Source organism: Kitasatospora sp. NPDC096077, assembly GCF_040303245.1.
In the GTDB taxonomy this organism is placed as follows: domain Bacteria; phylum Actinomycetota; class Actinomycetes; order Streptomycetales; family Streptomycetaceae; genus Kitasatospora.
The window spans coordinates 118254-135711 of record NZ_JBEOSV010000022.1; the positions used below are offsets into that span (position 1 = coordinate 118254).

The 17458-nt window shown below is 74.3% G+C and carries 18 protein-coding genes; 10 read left to right on the top strand and 8 right to left on the bottom strand.

Translation table 11 applies throughout. From position 1 onward, the window contains the following. Positions 1–473: 473 nt before the first annotated feature. On the bottom strand, positions 474–1217 hold the full coding sequence (locus tag ABTZ03_RS20665) for a dienelactone hydrolase family protein (RefSeq protein ID WP_350514466.1): 744 nt from the start codon (positions 1215–1217) through the stop codon (positions 474–476). A 281-nt stretch (positions 1218–1498) separates the two neighbouring features. On the opposite strand from ABTZ03_RS20665, the gene ABTZ03_RS20670 reads away from it, so the two are divergent. Continuing rightward, positions 1499–2032 carry a SigE family RNA polymerase sigma factor gene (locus ABTZ03_RS20670; protein WP_350514467.1) on the top strand — a complete coding sequence of 178 codons (534 nt, stop codon included), beginning with the start codon at positions 1499–1501 and terminating at the stop codon, positions 2030–2032. After that, positions 2029–2949 carry a hypothetical protein gene (locus tag ABTZ03_RS20675; RefSeq protein WP_350514468.1) on the top strand — a complete coding sequence of 307 codons (921 nt, stop codon included), beginning with the start codon at positions 2029–2031 and terminating at the stop codon, positions 2947–2949. The genes ABTZ03_RS20670 and ABTZ03_RS20675 overlap by 4 nt, the downstream gene beginning before the upstream one ends. Positions 2950–3026: 77 nt before the next feature. Here ABTZ03_RS20675 and ABTZ03_RS20680 read toward each other — a convergent pair whose 3' ends face one another. The 3 genes from ABTZ03_RS20680 to ABTZ03_RS20690 all read right to left on the bottom strand — a co-directional run bounded on the left by ABTZ03_RS20680 (position 3027) and on the right by ABTZ03_RS20690 (position 6619). Further along, positions 3027–4232 (bottom strand): glycosyltransferase, encoded by a 1206-nt coding sequence (locus ABTZ03_RS20680; RefSeq protein WP_350514469.1) that lies wholly within the window; start codon positions 4230–4232, stop codon positions 3027–3029. A 133-nt stretch (positions 4233–4365) separates the two neighbouring features. Further along, entirely contained in the window at positions 4366–5178 is an 813-nt protein-coding gene (locus ABTZ03_RS20685) for a nucleotidyltransferase domain-containing protein (RefSeq protein ID WP_350514470.1), read from the bottom strand. Between the two features lie 511 nt (positions 5179–5689). Continuing rightward, positions 5690–6619, bottom strand: coding sequence for a LysR family transcriptional regulator (locus ABTZ03_RS20690; protein WP_350514471.1), 930 nt, complete (start codon positions 6617–6619; stop codon positions 5690–5692). A 103-nt stretch (positions 6620–6722) separates the two neighbouring features. Between ABTZ03_RS20690 and ABTZ03_RS20695 the strand changes: the two genes are divergently transcribed. The 4 genes from ABTZ03_RS20695 to ABTZ03_RS20710 all read left to right on the top strand — a co-directional run bounded on the left by ABTZ03_RS20695 (position 6723) and on the right by ABTZ03_RS20710 (position 9942). Then, positions 6723–7631: an NAD-dependent epimerase/dehydratase family protein gene (locus ABTZ03_RS20695; RefSeq protein WP_350514472.1), complete on the top strand. Its 909-nt coding sequence runs from the start codon at positions 6723–6725 to the stop codon at positions 7629–7631. Then, positions 7628–8524 carry an aldo/keto reductase gene (locus tag ABTZ03_RS20700; protein WP_350514473.1) on the top strand — a complete coding sequence of 299 codons (897 nt, stop codon included), beginning with the start codon at positions 7628–7630 and terminating at the stop codon, positions 8522–8524. The genes ABTZ03_RS20695 and ABTZ03_RS20700 overlap by 4 nt, the downstream gene beginning before the upstream one ends. A gap of 159 nt (positions 8525–8683) precedes the next feature. Further along, positions 8684–9271 carry an RNA polymerase sigma factor gene (locus ABTZ03_RS20705; RefSeq protein ID WP_350514474.1) on the top strand — a complete coding sequence of 196 codons (588 nt, stop codon included), beginning with the start codon at positions 8684–8686 and terminating at the stop codon, positions 9269–9271. Further along, a complete protein-coding gene (locus tag ABTZ03_RS20710) occupies positions 9268–9942 on the top strand; it encodes a hypothetical protein (protein WP_350514475.1) in 675 nt (224 codons plus the stop codon). Before ABTZ03_RS20705 ends, ABTZ03_RS20710 begins: the two co-directional genes overlap by 4 nt. 65 nt (positions 9943–10007) lie before the next feature. Here ABTZ03_RS20710 and ABTZ03_RS20715 read toward each other — a convergent pair whose 3' ends face one another. Beyond that, positions 10008–10391, bottom strand: coding sequence for a VOC family protein (locus ABTZ03_RS20715; RefSeq protein WP_350514476.1), 384 nt, complete (start codon positions 10389–10391; stop codon positions 10008–10010). Positions 10392–10488: 97 nt separating this feature from the next. Here ABTZ03_RS20715 and ABTZ03_RS20720 point away from each other — a divergent pair, with 97 nt between their 5' ends. Then, positions 10489–11214: a hypothetical protein gene (locus tag ABTZ03_RS20720; RefSeq protein ID WP_350514477.1), complete on the top strand. Its 726-nt coding sequence runs from the start codon at positions 10489–10491 to the stop codon at positions 11212–11214. Between the two features lie 89 nt (positions 11215–11303). Then, a complete protein-coding gene (locus ABTZ03_RS20725) occupies positions 11304–11993 on the top strand; it encodes an alpha/beta fold hydrolase (RefSeq protein WP_350514478.1) in 690 nt (229 codons plus the stop codon). A 34-nt stretch (positions 11994–12027) separates the two neighbouring features. Here ABTZ03_RS20725 and ABTZ03_RS20730 read toward each other — a convergent pair whose 3' ends face one another. Further along, positions 12028–12861 carry a ThuA domain-containing protein gene (locus ABTZ03_RS20730; RefSeq protein WP_350514479.1) on the bottom strand — a complete coding sequence of 278 codons (834 nt, stop codon included), beginning with the start codon at positions 12859–12861 and terminating at the stop codon, positions 12028–12030. Between the two features lie 404 nt (positions 12862–13265). Next, a complete protein-coding gene (locus ABTZ03_RS20735) occupies positions 13266–14180 on the bottom strand; it encodes a S41 family peptidase (protein ID WP_350514480.1) in 915 nt (304 codons plus the stop codon). A gap of 58 nt (positions 14181–14238) precedes the next feature. Between ABTZ03_RS20735 and ABTZ03_RS20740 the strand changes: the two genes are divergently transcribed. Next, the gene (locus tag ABTZ03_RS20740; RefSeq protein WP_350514481.1) at positions 14239–14757 is read left to right on the top strand and encodes an ArsR/SmtB family transcription factor; all 519 of its coding nucleotides are present in this window, start codon (positions 14239–14241) and stop codon (positions 14755–14757) included. Here ABTZ03_RS20740 and ABTZ03_RS20745 read toward each other — a convergent pair. Beyond that, positions 14754–16061, bottom strand: a complete 1308-nt coding sequence (locus ABTZ03_RS20745) for an alpha/beta hydrolase family protein (protein ID WP_350514482.1) — start codon at positions 16059–16061, stop codon at positions 14754–14756. The genes ABTZ03_RS20740 and ABTZ03_RS20745 overlap by 4 nt on opposite strands. A 569-nt stretch (positions 16062–16630) precedes the next feature. Between ABTZ03_RS20745 and ABTZ03_RS20750 the strand changes: the two genes are divergently transcribed. Next, a complete protein-coding gene (locus tag ABTZ03_RS20750) occupies positions 16631–17371 on the top strand; it encodes a hypothetical protein (RefSeq protein WP_350514483.1) in 741 nt (246 codons plus the stop codon). Positions 17372–17458 lie beyond the last annotated feature (87 nt).

Here is a 17458-nt window from a genome sequence, read left to right on the forward strand (position 1 = left end):
GCGCACCAATTCCCCGGTACGGCCGAGGGGGCTCGGGAGATTGCTCAGGAGCCCGTTCGGCGATTCGTTGGGAACCGTACTCCTGCGGATTGTGGAACGGGGCGGGCACGGCGGGTCACGCCAAATCCACGCCGGGTGACCACTATTGCCCTGAGCTGCAACATTCTGTTGATTCCGACCCCCGGGCAGGCGGTTGCGAAGGGCAATTCTTTGCGAAGTTTTACTCACTGCCGACAAGCACTGGAATATGAGCATGCCAACCAAGTCGCGACAAATTCCCGCCGCCCCGGCAATACGGACATCCGAATCTGTGGGGAAACTGGGAGATCTGGGAGTGATGTGACGGAATCGTGAACACGGCGAGGTGCATTGGCGTGCGGTCCCGTCAACGGGCTCCACAGGGCGGATCAGCCGGCCGAGCGGGGTGACTCAGCCGGCCGAGCGGGGCGGATCAGCCAGCCGAGCGGGGCGGCTCAGCCGGTGGCCCGCGGCAGGTAGCGGGCCAGGAAGCGCTCCGCCGAGGCCAGCTCGAAGTCGGGCACCGCCAGGTGGCCCCCGGGGTTGGCGTGCAGCGACTTCTCCCGCGAACCCAGCGCGCCGTACAGCGCCAACGCGGCCTCGCGCAACTGGAGTTCGTCGTCCCACTGCAGGACGAACTCCACCGGCACCGCCACCCGCCCGGCCGGTTCCACCAGCGCGGCGTGGCCCGCCAGCCCGAACACCGCGGCCACCACCCGGGGTTCGACCGCGGCGAGCGGGATGCCGATCGCCGTCCCGAGCGACAACCCCCAGTACCCGACCGGCCCGAGACCCTCCCCCGCCGCCAGACCCTCCAGCGCGTCCAGCACCGCCCGCCACTCCGGCACGGCCCGCTCGGCGAGCGCCGCCGTGTGCCGGGCCACCCAGGCGCTGATCGGCCGCCCGGCCGCCAGCAACTCCCCTATCTCGGTGGCGAACCGCTCGTCCTGCGCGGTGCGCGCCCGCTCCCCGTGCCCGGGCGCGTCCAGCGCCACCGCCGCCCACCCGTACCGCACCGCACACCGTCGCGCCCGCTCCCGCGGCCCCGACTTGTCCTGCCCGCCCCCGTGCCCCAGCAGCACCAACGGGCGCCCGCCCAGGGCCGATCCGTCCGGCTGCCAGAGCAGGCCGGGGACGCCGTCGACGACGAAGCGGCGTTCCGAGACGCCGTCAGAACCACTCTCCGAGGTGAAGTGCACCCACCCATGATGGCCACCGACACACGTTCGAGTCCGGCCTTTCGCCCCGCTGGCCGATAGTCACCCGGAAGGGCGTACCGGAACACGACGGCACGCCCTTCGGCCCGGCACCGGTCCCGAACATCCTTGCGGGCCGGGGACCCGGCGTCGTCGTGGGAGAGGATGATCCGGCGGACGGTGGCGCCGGCGGGGCGCACCGGCGGAACCATTTCCACGGAGAGTTCCACGAGGAGTAAGCGCTTCCGGCCCTGCCCGGGCTCTGGGTGGGTGAGGAGGTGCTCATGGGAGAACCGAGGAACACACGGGACGAGGAGTTCCAGGCGTTCATCGTCACGGCCTGGCCCCGGCTGCTGCGGACGGCGTTCCTGCTGGCCGGCGAGCAGTACGCGGCGGAGGACCTGGTGCAGTCCGCCGCGGAGAAGGCCTGCGCGGCCTGGTCGAAGGTGTGCCGGGCGGACGATCCGTACGCCTATGTGCGGCGGATCCTGGTGAACCAGCACGCCCGCCGCTGGCGCCGCCGGCCGCCGGAGCTGCTGGTCGACGCGGTGCCGGACGCGGCGGGGTCGGAGGACGGCTACGCCCGTTCCGACCAGCGCGGAGCGCTGTTGGCGGCGCTCGCGACCCTGCCGCCGCGGCAGCGCGAGGCGGTGGTGCTGCGGTACTGGGAGGACCTGAGCGACAGTCAGACGGCGGTCGCGATGGGGTGTTCGGTGGGTGCGGTGCGCAGCCACGCGGCGAAGGGCATCGGGCGGCTGCGGCAGGTCTCGGCGCTGGTGGAGCTCAAGGACAGGACTGAGGTCGGAGGGGCGGTATGAGCATGGCGAACGTGGGCAACGCGGGGGGCACCGAGCCGGGCCGGGACTCCGACCTCTGGGTCGGACTGGGCCTGGCCGAGGCGGCGTCGACGGCGCGGATCGGCCCGGCGCCGGTGGCGGACATCCTGGCGGGCGGACGGCGGATCCGGCGCCGCCGCCGATCGGTGGTCGGCGCGCTGGCCCTGGCCTCGGTGCTGGTGCTGGCGGGCGGGGCGATCACCGAACTGCGTCCGGAGCCGACGGCGGGCCACCCGCTGGTCCCGGCCGGCAGCGGTCTCGGTTCGGGCACCGGCGGCCCGCCGTCGGCGGCCGCCACCCCGGCGGTCCGGGACCCGCTCACCCCGGTCCGGGTGCCCCTGGAGCAGGGCACCACAGCGGACGGCAAGCTGTGGATCCTGTGGCAGGCACTGTGGCCGGCGGCGCCGAAGGAGCGGGCGTACGCGCAGGCGCTGGCGGTGTGGCAGGACCGCAGCCCGTTCGACCAGACGCTGACCAGGCCGACCGAGGACTTCGTCAACCGGTACTACGATCCCGACGTCGACGTGACCAACACCTATTTCACGCTGGACGGGGAACGCCTGGGTCACGACGCCGAAGGCACCGCCCCGTCTCCGGGCAAGCTCGACCCCCGCAACGGGGCGTACCTGTCCGGGGGCGCGCCGGGCCACCGAGGGAAGGGCGACACGGTGGCTCCGGCCGACGTGGTCACGCTGGCCGTCGGCCCCGACATCGCCCGGGTGAAGGTGACCTGGACGGACGGCACGGTCACCGAGCCCCCGCTCGTCAGCGTGGGCGACTCGCCGCTGCGGCACGTGACGGTGGCCCGGCCGGAAGGCAAGAAGGCGAAGCTCTGGGAGTACCTGGACCGCAACGACGTCCAACTCCCGGACTCGGGTGAGCAGTTCTTCCGGGACTAGGTCGCAGGAGTGGGAAGTCGACGTCACCGACTTCCCACTCCCGCGCACGCGTTCCCGCGCCACCGGCCGGCCGCGGATCAGCGCAGCAGCAGCCGCGCCGCCACCGCCGCCCCGTCCGTGCGGATCCCGCCCGCGACCTCCGCCGCCCGCGCGCCGACCTCCGGCGCCAGGGCCCGCTTGAGCGCGGCGGACAGCGACTCGACCGTCGGGACCGGACCGTCGTGGGCCACCCCGATGCCCAACTCGGCGACCCGCTCGGCCCAGTAGGGCTGGTCCACGATCTGCGGCACGACCACCTGCGGGGTGCCGGCCAGGGCGGCCGCGGTGGTGGTGCCCGCACCGCCGTGGTGGACGACGGCGGCGACCCGCGGGAACAGCGCCTGCTGGTTGACCTCGTCGACGGCGAAGCAGTCCTCCGCGCCCTCGTCCGGGACCAGTTCCGCCCAGCCCCGGGCGAGCACCACGCGACGCCCCTGCCGCCGGACGGCCTCGACGACGACCCGGGCGGCGTCCGGCGCGCCGCGCAGCGGCATGCTGCCGAAGCCCACGTACACCGGGGGCTCGCCCGCGTCGAGGAAGGCCGACAGCCCGGCGGGCAGTGGCCGGTCGTCCGTGAGCAGCCAGGCGCCGGTCTGCACGACCTCCAGCTCGGCGGGCTGCGGCCAGGGGCCGAGCAGCGGGTCCGTCGCCAGCCAGGGGCGGTCGGTGAACACGTGGTCGCGCACGTTGTCCACGGTCGGCAGGCCGACCGAGGCCCGGTGGGCGTTGACCTGCTCGCGGAACAGGGCGTTCATGGTCCGGACGTTGTCCGCCCACAGCTCCCGGTTGTCGGTCAGCCCCGGCCGGTACGGCTGGAGCGGGAACTCGAACGGCCGGTGGTGCGGGGAGGGCAGCATGGTCGGCTGGAGGGCGACGTACGCGAAGCGGGCGCCCACCACCTCCGCGGCCGCCTGGGCGCCGGCCACGGCCGGGAAGACCCCGGTGGCCACCACCGCGCCGCCCGGCTCGGCGGCCGCCGCGACCGCCGCGTGGAAGTCCGCGACCATCGCGGCCACCCGGCGGGGGAAGTCACCCGGATCCGGCAGCGCCTTGCGCACCACCGACCGCACCGACTCCCCGACCGGCACCAGCTCCACCCCGGCGGCGGCCAGCCGTCGCGCACCTTCCTCGTCCGGCGGGGCGCACACCCGTACCTCCGCGCCGAGTTCCCGCAGTTGCACCGCGAGACCCGCCAGCGGCTGGACGTCGCCGCGCGACCCGTACGTGGAGAGCACCACTCGCATGTCGTCATTCCTCCCGTTCACCCAGGGCCTGCCCTGGAGTTGGAGATTCTGCGGCATGACCGGGGCCTTGCGGCAAGGCCCCCCGTGCGCTATAGCTTGAGAATGGCGGGGAACGCGTGTGTCCTCGGTCGGGTCATCCGCGCAGGACGGCCGACACCTCCCCGACCAGTTCCCGCGCCCGCTCGACCGTCGCGGTCAACGCCTCCGGCCCCTCCCCCGCGGACCCCAGCAGGCGACGCACCCGCGAGCCGAAGTCCGCTGGCACGCCCGGGAGTTGCTCGGCCACGGCGAGCGCGCCCTTCTCGTTGAGGCACCAGCGCCGGTCGCGTGCGTACAGCGCCTGCACCAGGACGCCCACCGCCCGGGACAGGCAGAGCGAGACGTACAGGACGTCGCCCCGGGCGGCCCCCTTGGCCGCGACGTCGACCAGGAAGCCCGCCTCCCACGCCCCGGCCGTCAGGGCCTCGCGCAGCGGCTCGGGGTACCGGGCGGTCCGCGCCTTGAGCGCGGTCAACTCCCCTGCTGGGTCTGCGAGTACGCGCCCGAGGGCGACCTCGCCGGGGTAGCAGGGCGACCAGAAGCCCAGCGGGTGCCCGGCCTGCACCCCGACCTCGTAGCGGCCGGCCCGGCAGTCCGCCCACACCCGCTCGACCCGGTCGAGGTCCCGCAGGATCCAGTCCACGGCGACCCCGTCGACCCGCAGCCACGCACCGCCGTTCACCCACGGCCCCCAGCCGCCGGGCCCGGCCACCTCCACCTCCGGACCGGCCAGCGCCCGCAGTGCGGCCAGGTCGGGTGCGCCCCGGTAGTAGACGCCGAGGTCCCAGTCCGACCCGGGCCGGTGCTCGCCACGCGCCCGGCTCCCCCCGAGCATCACCCCCACCACGCCCGGCACTTCGGCGAGTTGGCGGGCCATGGACGCGATGCGCTCGTCGATCGTCTGCATGGCGGGTAGTCTGCCGCCCGGCCGGGCGCCGGGCCAACGGATTCCGGACCGGGCGGGTCGTATCGCCGTGGCACTGAACCGGCGGAGCAGGAAGTCGATCCCGTCGACTTCCTGCTCCAGGGGCCTTCCGGTCGGCGGCCTGCTGCGGCCGGCCGGCGTCGAGGCGTTCCTGGGCCTGGGCGCGGGCGCGGAGGTCCTTGACCATGCGCTTGATCTCCTGCGGCGGGGCCTCGATGTGCACGCGCATCCCGCCGCCGATGTCGAGTCCGGCCGCCGGGGGCTAAGGATCGGGGGCCGCCGTCGTACGCCGTCGACGGCGGCAGCGCCAGGCCGCCCCAGCGCCGCTGGTACTCCGTCATCCGGTCGATCACCCCGGCCGGGATGCCCCGGTCCAGCCACCACTGCCGGTACTGCTCCAGGCAACGGGGCTCGGACCGGACGCCGTGGGCGGCGATGAACGACCGGGCGCGTCGGGTCAGGCCGTCGGGTGCTTCGTCGTGGGGGTGCGGGTTCACGGCCACACCCCCGAGGCAGGCCGGGAGGCCAGCCGCGCGGCCAGTTCCTCGGCCAGCCGGGCGACGGGCCCGCGCCGGCGGCGGGCGAGGGCGAGCCCCAGGTGGCGGCGCGGGCCGGGTTCGGCGAGCGGGAGGGCGACCAGGTCCGGGTGCGGGGCGAGGCCGATCTCGGGGATCAGTGCGATGCCGATGCCGGCCCGGACCAGGGACTGGGCGAACTCGTAGTCCGTCGCGGTGCAGCAGATCCGCAGCTCGACGCCGGCCAGGTCGGCGTACCGGGCGAGTTGGCCGGCCGACTTGCGGCAGCCCAGGATCCAGCGCTGGTCGGCGAGTTCGGCGAGGTGCGGGGCCTCGGGCCGGTCCCGGTAGCGGGCCGCGGCCGGGTGGTGGACGGGCAGCACGATCCTGAGCGGGTCCTCGCCGAGCGGGGTCCAGTCCAGCCCGGAGCGGTCGCCGGGCCGGGCCGGCGGCGGGCCGTCGAGGTGGTAAGCGAGGGCGAGGTCGGCGCGGCCCTCGCGGACGGCGGGCAGGCTCTCCTCGGGCTCGGCTTCCAGGATGGTCAGTTCGACCTCGGGGTGGTCGGCGGCGAAGCGGGCCAGCGGCTCGGGCAGCAGACGCCGCCCGCCGCTGGCGAAGGCGGCGACGGTCAGCGCGGTGTGTTCGGCGGTGAGCCGGGCGATCCGCTGCTGGGTGTCGGTGAGTTCGGCGGCGATCGCGTCGGCGGCCTCGACCAGGAGGCGGCCCGAGTCGGTGAGGGTGACACCGCGGGTGGAGCGTGCCACGACGGGCGTGCCGAGGCCGCGTTCGAGTGCGGCGATCTGCTGGGAGACGGCCGAGGGGGTGCAGTGCAGCGCCTGGGCCGCCTGGTTGAAGCTGCCGCGGCGGGCGACCTCCCGGAGCACCGCGAGCCGCTGGACGTCGATCAACAGTTCTCCTAACGACGGATCCGCTGCTTCCACACTACTGCTGATGAGCGTTCCACGGCAGGCTGGTCGGCGGAAGCCGGAGACGAGGGAAGGAATCGGAAGCATGGACGTGTGCGTGATCGGCGGGAGCCGCTACTTCGGGAGGCGGCTGGTCGAGGAACTCCGGGACGCGGGCGCGGCGGTGACCGTCATCAACCGCGGCTCCACCCCCGCCCCGGACGGCGTCACCCGGCTGCGCGCCGACCGCGCCGACGAGGACGCGCTGCGCACCGCGCTGGGCGGACGACGCTTCGACGCGGTCGTCGACCAGGTCTGCTACACCCCCGCCCAGGCCGCCGTCGCCGCCCGGGTGTTCGCCGGGCGCACCCCGCGCTATCTGCTCACCTCCACCGTGGAGGTCTACGCCCACCTCGGCCGACCCGGCGGACCGCCGCTCGCGGAGCAGGCACTCGACCTGTCGACGGAATCCGTCGACCTGCGACTTCCTTGGCAGGAGCAGGAGTTCGCGAGCAGCCACTACGCCGAGGGCAAGCGCCAGGCGGAGGCGCTGCTCACCCGGCAGGCGCCCTTCGACCTGGTCACCGCCCGAACCGCGCACGTGCTCGGCGGCGCGGACTTCACCGGACGGCTGGCGCACTACGTGGAGCGGATCGAGCACGGCCTGCCGGTGGCCGTCCACCCGGCACCGCAGCGCGCGTCCTTCGTCCACGCGCCGGAGATGGCCCGCTTCCTGGCCTGGGCGGCGGCCGCGGAGTTCACCGGACCGGTCAACGCGGCATCCGAAGCGCCCCTGGATGTACGGGAGTTGTGCGCGGTGGTGGGCCGTGAGGTCGGCGCCGAGCCGGTGTTCGACACGGGCGCGACAGAATCCCCCTCCCCGGTCCCCTCCCCCTCCCCGTTCTCCTTCGACCGCTGCTACGCGATGGACACCGGCCGGGCGGCCCGGCTCGGCTTCCCCTTCTCCCCCGTCACCGACTGGCTGCCCCTGGCCGTCAAGGAGGCCCGCGCATGACCGCGACCAGGACGACTCCCGCCACCCGCGGCATCGGCGGCGTCCACGTCGGCGCCGTCGGCCTCGGCGCGATGCCACTGTCCGTCGAGGGCCGCCCGGACGAGGACCAGGCGCTCGCGACGATCCACACCGCCCTCGACGCGGGTGTCACGCTGATCGACACCGCCGACTCCTACCACTGGCACGCGGACGAACTCGGCCACAACGAACGGCTGGTGGCCCGCGCACTGGCCGCCCACGGTCACGGCACCCAGGTCCTGGTGGCCACCAAGGGCGGCCGGGGCCGCCCCGGCGACGGCAGCTGGACGGTCGACGGCGACCCGCGCCACCTGCGCCGGGCCGCCCAGGCCTCGGCGGTCCGGCTCGGCGTGGAGGCCATCGGCCTCTACCAGCTGCACAAGCCGGACCCGGCCGTCCCCTTCGCCGAATCGGTGGGCGCACTACGGGAGTTGGTGGACGCCGGGACCATCCGGATGGCCGGAATCTCCAATGTGGACTGCGCGCAGATCCGCGCGGCGCGGGAGATCCTCGGCCCGCACCTGGTCTCCGTGCAGAACCGCTTCTCCCCCGCGCACCAGGAGACCCGGGACACCCTCGACCTGTGCACCGAACTCGGCCTGGCCTTCCTCCCCTGGAGCCCGCTCGGCGGCATCTCCCGCAGCGCCGTCGACGACCCGGGCACGGACACGCCCCCGACCGACACCCCGTTCCACGCACTCGCCCGCGCCCGTGGCGTCAGCCCGCACCAGGTCTGCCTGGCCTGGCACCTCGCCCAGTCCCCGGCCGTCCTGCCGATCCCGGGCGCCCGCCGCCCCGCCTCCATCCGCGACTCGGCGGCGGCGGGCGGGCTGCTGCTCTCGGCGGAGGAACTGGCGGGGCTACGACAGGGCTAGGACGGAGTTTGCCGCCCCGCCGTCATGATGATCACATCAGCGGGACAGCGCGGCGGTGAAGACGGCGGCGGAGACGTAGATGGAGACGGATGTAACGCCCTGGACGGCCGGAGCCAAGTAGAGACGTAAGGCAGTGATCGTCGTTCCAAGGAGTCACCCGTGTCAGCGGAGCAACAAACGGCCCCACCCTCGCGCGACCCGGCGGCGTTCGCCGTCTTCTACCGGCAGCAGTTCGACACCGTGCTGGGCTTCGTCACCCGGCGCACCGACAGCCCGCACCTGGCCGCCGATCTGACGGCCGACGTCTTCCTGACCGCGCTGGAGCAGGCCGACGGCTACGACCCCCGCCGCGGCACGCCCGCCGCCTGGCTGTACGGCATCGCCCGCAACGTCGTGGCCTCGCACTTCCGCGGCAACGCCCGCGAACTCCACGCGACGGCCAGGATCGCCGGCCGACGGATGCTGGACGACCAGGACGTCTCCGCGATCGAGGACCGCATCGACGCGGCCCGCGACGCCCGCGCCCTGGCCGCCCGGCACGCCGCCCTGTCCGAACCGCTGCGCGCGGTGCTCGACCTGGTGGCCGTCGACGGGCTGACCGTCCGCGACGCGGCCAAGGCGCTGGGCATCAACGCGGCCACCGCCCGGGTGCGGCTGCACCGCGCCCGCAACGAGCTGCGGAAGGCCGCCCCGCAGACCGGCACCGACTACGAGTCCGTGAACACCCTCCTGGAGGTCGCCCCGTGAGCACGCCCCTGAACTTCCAGCAGCAGCTCGGCGCCGAACTCACCGCCCGCGCCGCCGACCTGGCCACGGCCGAACGCCCCACCCCGGGCACCCCGGTCCCGTTCCGGCCGCGCCCCACCCGCAGGCTGCTGACGACCGGCCTCGGCCTGGCCGCCACCGTCACCGCGGCCGTCACGGTGGCCGTCCTGGTGCCGCAGGCCGACACCTCACCGTCCGCCCAGGCCCCCCAGGCCGTGCCCACCGCGACCCGGTCCGCGGCGGGCGACGCCCCGACCCCGGTGCGGCTCAGCACCGCCTCCTACACGGTGACCCCGAACCAGGACGGCACCGTCTCCGTCCAACTGACCGGCGCCGAATGGTCCGGGCTCCAGGAGGCCCTGCGCTCGGTGGGGGTGCCCGCCCTGGTCATGAAGCCCTCGGCGTCCTGCCACACCCCGGTGACCACCGACAGCAGCCGGCTGGACGCGGTGATGTCGCTCGACCCCCGCAACGGTCGCATCGCGATCCTCCACCCGGCCGCCGTCCCGCCCGGCGAGCGCCTGCTGGTGCTCAACACCGCGCCCGAGGGCGCGCTCCACCCCGGGACGGTCAGCGCCCTGGACATCTCCCTGACCAAGGAGACGCCGACCTGCTTCCCGCTGTCCCAGACCAACGTGGTCGGGGTGGGCTGACCCCGGCGGCGGCCGACCGCCGGGGCCCGGGTCCGTACCGGGCCGCGAGGGGACGCCCGCGGGCGTCAGGAGCCCATCGCGGCCCGGTCGGACTCGCTGCGCAGCACACAGAATTCATTGCCCTCGGGGTCGGCGAGGACGGCCCAGCCGGAGCCGTCGGGGTTGCGGCGGTCGGCGACCATGCTGGCGCCGAGGGCCAACAGGCGTTCCACTTCCCGCTCCCGGGTGTCCTCCGGGCGCAGGCACAGATGGATCCGGTTCTTGATCGTCTTGGGCTCGGGCACCTCGCTGAAGTACAGCACCGGCCCCTCCGCGAGCCGCACCGCCACCTCCCGGTCCCCCGGCCCGTCCTCCGGCCCCAACGGCCGGCCGGTCACCCTGCTCCAGAACTGCGCCAGCCCGTAGGCATCCGCACAGTCGATCGCCACGTTCTGCACCACCGAAACCATGCGCCCGAGCCTCCCCGATTTCCACCCCCACCGCCACCGGCCCCCACAGAGCCGCGCCCCGCCACGCCCGGGATTCGGTAGCCGGTTGAATGCCTGGGTGACGAACTGGACGCAGGTGATGGACGCCCACGGGGCGACGGCCCGGGTGCCGGCGCTGCTGGAGCAGGTCGAACGGTCGGACGCCCCAGCCGCCTGGGACGAGCTGGGAGACCGTCTCTGCCTCCATGGGGAGACCGTCTCCCCGGCCAGCTTCGCGGCCCTTCCCCGCCTCGCGGCGCTGGCCCCGTACAGAGACCGGGCCCTCGACCTGGCCTGCGCGATCATGCGCGGCGCCGTGCAGCACCACGGCGGCAATGCCCTGCTCGCGGCCTGCACGGAGGCGATCGCCGCCCTGCGGGAACTCGCGGACCGGCGGCTCCGGTCCCGGCCGTCCGACTACCAGCGGGCCTTCGGCGACCTGCTCGCGCTCGCGGGCCAGTACCACTGGGCCGCCGCCATGGAGGGCTTCACCGACGACTTCTACCCCGTGCCGTGCCCCCGCTGCGACGTGGAGGTGATCGTCGCCATCGGCGAGCACGGCCACTACTCGGCGATCCGGGACTGGGACCGCGGCGACATCGATCGGCGCGCGCTGCGACCGGCGCCGGCGGAGGACCTGTCCGACCTCGGCCGGTGGCTGCACGCCACGGCCGTGCGCGACGGACAGCCCCGACTCGCCGAGGGCATCCGCCACCTGTTCGGGCGGGCGGAGTGCCCGCGCTGCGCAAGCGTGTTCGGGATCGCGGAGGCGTACACCCGCGCCAACCTCGCCCCCTCGTGGTGAGGCACCGGTTGTCGGTGCGGGACGGTAGCTTGCGGTGGGTGAAGTGCCGCCGGTGGGCGGTGGGTTCCGGGTGACGGAGGTGGTGCACGGTGGCGACGTACGTGCTGGTCCACGGCGCGGCGGCGGATGCGTGGTACTGGGGGCCGCTGGCCGCCGAGCTGCGGGGGCGGGGCCACGAGGTGGTGGCGCCGGACCTGCCGTGCGAGGACGAGTCGGCCGGGCTCGCCGAGTACGCGGACGCGGTGGTCGAGGCGGTCGGCGACCGGCGTGAACTCGTGGTCGTGGCCCACTCCTTCGGCGGCTTCACCGGCCCCCTGGTGTGCGACCGCCTGCCGGTGGACCTACTGGTCATGCTGCAGGCGCAGATCCCGGCACCGGGCGAGTCCCCCGGCCAGTGGTGGGACGCCACGGGGTACGGGCCGGCCCGGCAGGAGGCCGACCGGCGCCGGGGCGTGCCCGAGGGCGCCGAGGAGGACCCGCTCTCCCTCTTGCTCCACGACACCCCGCCGGCCCTCGCCGCCGAGCTGCTGTCCGGGCACCAACGCGCCCAGGCCGCAACGCCGTTCGGGGCCCCGTGGCCCCTGGACGCCTGGCCGGAGGTGCCGACCAGGGCCCTGCTGGCGACCGGTGACCGCTTCTTCCCGGCCGAGTTCATGCGACGGGTGACGGCCGAGCGACTCGGCATCCGGTCGGACGAGATGCCCGGCGACCACCTCCCGATGCTCGGCCACCCCAAGGAGCTCGCCGAACGCCTGGAGGCCTATCGCACCACCCTTTGACGGCACCCGCCGTGGCGCCCTCGCCACCGCCCACTCACTGACCGTCGTCCCCCGGCCCGTCCCCCGGCCCGTCCGACGGACTGCAGTCCGCCTCGGCGGCCCCCGCCGCCACCCGGATCCCGCCGAGGAGCATCCCCCGGAAGGCCGGGTCGGCGTACGACTCGTCACCGTGTCCCATCGCGGTGTACCAGGACCGGCCGCCCTGGACGTCCTGGCACCAGGTGATGGGGTGGTCCCCCATTCGGTCGGGGCCCGCGTCGTAGCTGGTCTCGTCGACGGAGGCGAGGACGTGCACGGCGTTCCTGGGGTTGGTGCGGAAGTTGTACCACTCGTCCGTGCGGGTCCAGACGGCGGGCAGGTGGGCGGTGCTGGGGTTGTCGTGGTCCTCGACGATCACCCGGGCCTGGAACTGCCCGTGCGGGTGGCTCTTGAAGTAGGCGCCGACGACCTGGCCGTAGAACGGCCAGTCGAACTCGGTGTCGGAGGCGGAGTGGATGCCCGCGTAGCCGCCGCCGGCGTGGATGTAGCCCTCGAAGGCGGCCTTCTCGGGGTCGGTGAGGACGTTGCCACTGGTCAGGGCGAAGACGACGGCCCGGTAGTGGGCGAGGTTGGCCGGCGTGAAGACGGTGTCGTCCTCGGTGGCGTCGACCGCGAATCCGTGGGCGGCGCCGAGGTCCTTGATCGCCTGGACGGCGGTGGGGATCGAGGTGTGCCGGTAGGCGCCGGTCTTGGAGAAGACGAGCACCTTGAACTCGGCCCGGTGGTGCGCGGGTTGGGCCACCGCGGAGCCGACGGGGCCCGCGGGGGCGAGGAGGGCCAGCGCGGCGCCCAGGCCGAGCAGCGACCGGAGCGATCGGAGGCGGGACATGCGGACTCCTCGGAAAGGCCCCGGAGCCCACGGGGGCGGGACTCCGGGGAGCATCGGATCGGCCGGTCCCGGCGGCACCTCCCCGCCGAGCGGAAGAGCACCGCGGCGGCCACACCGGCCCAACTGGCCTGCGGCGTCGGGCGAGTCGCCCGGCAACCGTCAGGACCTCGCCGCCGATCACCGACACTACCCCGCACATTCCCCGGGCCGACCGTCCCACCGCCACCGTCCGGCCGCCGCCACCCCCGCGGCACCACCACCGGAGCGGGACGCGGCGGACGATGCCGCAGGTCGCGGTACGGAGCGAGCAGGGATCTGACGGCGCGCCCGACGACAACGGCAGAATCCGGTGCCAGTCCTCTCTGGTGCGACCCCTAGCAGCCCGGCCTCGCCCCGACCGGGCGCTACGCCAGGCGCGCCACGGCCAGCGACAGCGCGCGGTCGAGTGCCTCCCCCGCATCGCACGGCACGTCGGGACGGACGCCGGTGCCCTCCCAGTTGGTGCCGGAGACCGGGTTGACCGCGCGGGCGACGGGCACGCTGAGCTCCAGGTGCGGGTGCACCGTCCAGCCGTCGCGCGGGTGGGCACCGCCCCGGGTGGCCTCGCCGACGGTCTCGGCGCGGCCGAGCTGCTGGAGGTCGTAGGCGAGTTCCTCGCCCGCGGAGAAGGTGTCCCCGCTGGTCAGCACGTACACCGGCTTGTCGGCGCCGAAGCGGGCGCCCGGGACGTACGGGGGTGTCCAGGACTGCTCGGCGAGCTCCCCCTGCCGGGAGAGCAGGGTGTTGAGGTGGGTGCGGCCGTCGAGCAGGTAGCCGCAGACGAAGGCGACCGTGTTCGGGTCGCCGCCGGTGTTGCGGCGCAGGTCCAGGAGGAGGGCGCGGGCGGGGGCGACCAGGGAGAGCGCCGCGGCGAGCGGCTGGGCGGCCCAGTCCAGCGGGAACATCTTGGGCCCGATCTCCAGGACGGCGACGCCCCCGTCGAGGAGTTCCACCCGGGGTACCCCGCCCAGCGAGGCGTCGAAGTCCCGCCGCATCGCGGCGAGCACCGCCGCGCCCCGCTCGGCCGGCACCGGTACGGCGTGGTGCTTGAGGGCCAGGTGCAGGTCGCCGTTGACGGACCGCAGCTCCGCGGTGACGGTCTCGGCCAACTCCTCGGCGGAGTCGGCCCGGTAGCCGCCCTCGGCGTTCCGGCGCCGCAGCAGGTCGGCCAGTTGCCGGGCGACGTCGGGGAAGACGTAGTTCCCGGCGACCAGGTCGGCGATCGACTCGACGACGGCGACGGTGTCCAGCAGGGCGGCTGAGGGTGTGGTGGAGGTCATGGGCAGCGAGTAGACCAGCGGCTTGTCAAAGCGTCAATCACACTTAACGCTTGATCCGATGAGCCAACAATCGGTCGACGACGTCCAGCGGATCAGCACTCCCTCCCAGCACACCGCCCTCGCCCACCCGACGCGCCAGCGCCTGCTCTTCGCCCTGAGCAGCCGGCCGTCGACGATCAGCCGGCTCGCCGCGCAGCTGGGGGTGAACAAGGGCGGCGTCTCCCACCACCTCAGGGTGCTGTGCGAGGCGGGGCTGGTCCAGGAGGCGGGAACCCGGCGGGTGCGCGGCGGCACCGAGAAGTACTACCGGCGGTCCGCCGAGCGGCTCGTCGTCGCCGACCCGCAGCCCGAGGGCACGGCGGCGCTGTTCGGGGCCGTGGCCCAGGAGTTGGAGCGCTCCCCGGTCGGCCACCTGCTCACCCTGCGCCACATCCGGCTCAGCCCGGCCAAGGCGGCGCGGCTCGCCAAGGCGCTGGCCGCCCTGGTCGACGAGGCGGAGGAGGAGCCGGACGGCGAGCCGGTGCACGGCCTGGTGGTGACGCTCTACCAGCAGGCCGGGCCGCAACCCGCCCGTTAGGGCTCGTAGACCATCTCCGGGAAGCGCCCGGACGGGCCGTCCAGCAGGTGGTCGTCGTGGCCGCGCAGCCAGCGGTCGAAGAAGGAGGCCACGTACGAGCGGGTGGCGAGCACCGCGCGGGCGGGGCGGACGTCGCCGATGTCCCGGGTCAGCTGGGTGCCGCTGATCGCGCCCTGGCGGGCGAGTTGGGGCAGCAGCGATTCGGAGTCGGTGTAGGAGCCGTGCCGGGAGCCCTTCAGGGTGAAGTCGGCGTGCCAGCCGGTGCTGTGCTGCCAGAGGGCGTCCCAGCCGGGCTGGTTGTGGTAGCTGCCGGAGTCGGATTCCTGGGTGCCCATGAGCAGGAACGGCCGGTCGAGGCCGTCCGCGGCGACGCTGGTCAGATTCACCCCCGTCTGCCCGTCCGGGCCGGGGAAGTGCAGTTGGCCGTCGAGGTTGACGGCGGCCTTGAGGCGCGGGTCGTCGTGCATGGTCTGGAGGGCGGCGGAACCGCCGCCGGAGTGGCCGACCATGCCGATCCGGTCGAGATCGAGGGAGGCGCCGAGGCCGGCCGGCAGCCGCCGGTCGTCGCGCAGCCCGGCCAACCGGTCCAGCACGAAGCGGGTGTCGTCGACCCGGGTCTGCAGCATCTTGCGCAGGAGGGCGCCGATGTCGGTGCCGGGGACCATCAGCGAGGGGATCACCGAGGTGACCAACTCGCCGTCGGGGAAGGCGACCTCGGAGGCCTCGTAGGTGGCGTCGACGGTGACGACGACGTAGCCGCGCGAGGCGAGGTCCTCGACCAGTTCGGTGTTCCAGGTGCGCGGGTCGCCGAAGCCGGCCTCGTACAGCACGACGGGCCGCTTGCCGTCGGGCGAGCCGGACGAGCCGGGCAGGCCGGGCAGCGCGGGCGCGTCGGCGCGGGCGTGGGTGCGGATGCCCGCCCAGTCGGTGCGGCCGGGCTCGAAGAGGTGCTGGGTCTGCGCGACGCTGCCGGCGCTGCCGAAGTGTTCGGCCGCGGCGGGCACCATGTACGGCGCCCGGTCGGCGCCGGTGGCGGGCCGGGCGGTCGGGTACCAGAAGCTGATCATCAGCTTGCGGTGCTGCCCGGGCTGCCAGGGGTCGTCCCGGCCGTCGTCCGTGAGCTGCAGGGCCGTCGTGCCGACCGGGTACGGCCCGGTCGGTCGCGGCAGCGCGGCATGGGCCAATGACCCACCGCCCCGACCCGTTGTCGCGTCCGCCATCGCGCCCGGCGCGCCGACCACCACACCCAGGGTCACCGTCGCCGCCAGCAGCACCGCCGCCACGCCCCGCCCGCGCCTGCCCATCGCTGTTCCTCCCCGTTCCGGCGCGGTCCCGCGCCACGGCCACCGACGCTACGGGCGGGGTGCGGCCCGAGCCGTCATACCGGGGAGCCAAGTCGACGTGTGGCACCTGGGTATGACGGGGTCTCGGGGTCCGGAACGCGCGGGGTGCGGGACGCCGTACGGGCGAAGATCAGCACCCCGCGCACGGCCGGTCACCAGCGGTGTTCGGTCGTGCGAATCGGCTCGCATGCCCGCCCGAACTCCCGTGCGAAGCAAGGTCGGAGTCCGGTAGCGTGCACGAAGGAGTGCCGGGAAGCCTGGTCGGCGAGCAAGGGACAGTTGTGCCCGAAGGCCGGTCCGGGGGGGGCGGTGTGCATGGCGCTCGACGCGAGGTCCGCCACTGCGGCCGCCGACTCCGGCCCCCCTCGCCGGAGGGCTTCGGCGGACTCCGAACCGATTCCGAGAACTGCGACACCGTCCGGCGTTCCGGCCGTCCGGTGCCGTCCGACCCCGGAAGGGGCGGGGCGGCACGCCCCGGCGACGGCGACCAGGGCGGTCCGGCCACCCACCGGACCACGGGGAGAACCGTCATGACCCACCGTCCCTCAACATCGACCCGCGTAGGCGGCGCGCTGTTCGCCGCGTCAGCCCTCATCCCGGCAGCGGCCGCCTCGTACGCGCTCGCCGTCACGCTGCCGACCGACACCGAGCGGTACCGCGCGTACACGACCGCCGCGGCCTGCCCGGCCGGGAGCCCGGGCGCGACGATCGAGGAGTGTGTGCGGACCGTGCCGTTCACCGTCAACGGCACGGTCGTCCACAGCGCGGGCAAGAGCTCCAAGTTCCGGGCGACGCTGGACGGCTCGCCGTACTGGAGCGGCGAGACGGGGTTCGACGACGCCGGCCCGCTGCTGGAGAGCCTGAAGCCCGGTGACCGGGTGGACGGCACGGTGTGGCGCGGCCGGGTGATGCGCCTGGAGAAGGCCGGCGTCACCCAGGCCACCCACGACGCACCGCGCGACGAGGTGCACTTCGCCGCCGGGTTGGGCACCCTCAACGCGCTGGTCGCGGTGTTCACCGCCGCCCTGGGCGCGCTGCACTTCACCGGCCGCCCCGGCATACCCGCCCTCGCCCGGCCGCTCTTCCTCTTGACGCTGGTCATCTGCGCCGCACCCACGGTGCTCGCGTGCTGGGCCGGCCTGCCGTGGTGGACGGTGCCGGCCGTGGCCGTCCCGGTCTCGCTGCTCGCGGCGAGGGCGCTGCTGCGCCACCACGAAGCGCAGCTCCCTGCGGGCTCGCCGGCACCCCTGGACGGCCGGCTGCCCGCCTGACAGTGAGGATGTTCATGAGCGGTTCCCGGACAGGTCTGACCCACCGCCTGACTGACCTCGGGTCCTCAACGGGATCTGTCGGCCTCG

Bases quoted from the DNA above. Each gene is read 5' to 3' on its own strand.
- ABTZ03_RS20715 (WP_350514476.1), bottom strand. From the start codon at position 10,391: ATGGTTTCGGTGGTGCAGAACGTGGCGATCGACTGTGCGGATGCCTAC.
- ABTZ03_RS20745 (WP_350514482.1), bottom strand. From the start codon at position 16,061: ATGGGCAGGCGCGGGCGGGGCGTGGCGGCGGTGCTGCTGGCGGCGACG.
- ABTZ03_RS20685 (WP_350514470.1), bottom strand. From the start codon at position 5,178: ATGCAGACGATCGACGAGCGCATCGCGTCCATGGCCCGCCAACTCGCC.
- ABTZ03_RS20730 (WP_350514479.1), bottom strand. From the start codon at position 12,861: ATGTCCCGCCTCCGATCGCTCCGGTCGCTGCTCGGCCTGGGCGCCGCG.
- ABTZ03_RS20750 (WP_350514483.1), top strand. From the start codon at position 16,631: ATGACCCACCGTCCCTCAACATCGACCCGCGTAGGCGGCGCGCTGTTC.
- ABTZ03_RS20680 (WP_350514469.1), bottom strand. From the start codon at position 4,232: ATGCGAGTGGTGCTCTCCACGTACGGGTCGCGCGGCGACGTCCAGCCG.
- ABTZ03_RS20695 (WP_350514472.1), top strand. From the start codon at position 6,723: ATGGACGTGTGCGTGATCGGCGGGAGCCGCTACTTCGGGAGGCGGCTG.
- ABTZ03_RS20700 (WP_350514473.1), top strand. From the start codon at position 7,628: ATGACCGCGACCAGGACGACTCCCGCCACCCGCGGCATCGGCGGCGTC.
- ABTZ03_RS20670 (WP_350514467.1), top strand. From the start codon at position 1,499: ATGGGAGAACCGAGGAACACACGGGACGAGGAGTTCCAGGCGTTCATC.
- ABTZ03_RS20740 (WP_350514481.1), top strand. From the start codon at position 14,239: ATGAGCCAACAATCGGTCGACGACGTCCAGCGGATCAGCACTCCCTCC.
- ABTZ03_RS20735 (WP_350514480.1), bottom strand. From the start codon at position 14,180: ATGACCTCCACCACACCCTCAGCCGCCCTGCTGGACACCGTCGCCGTC.
- ABTZ03_RS20675 (WP_350514468.1), top strand. From the start codon at position 2,029: ATGAGCATGGCGAACGTGGGCAACGCGGGGGGCACCGAGCCGGGCCGG.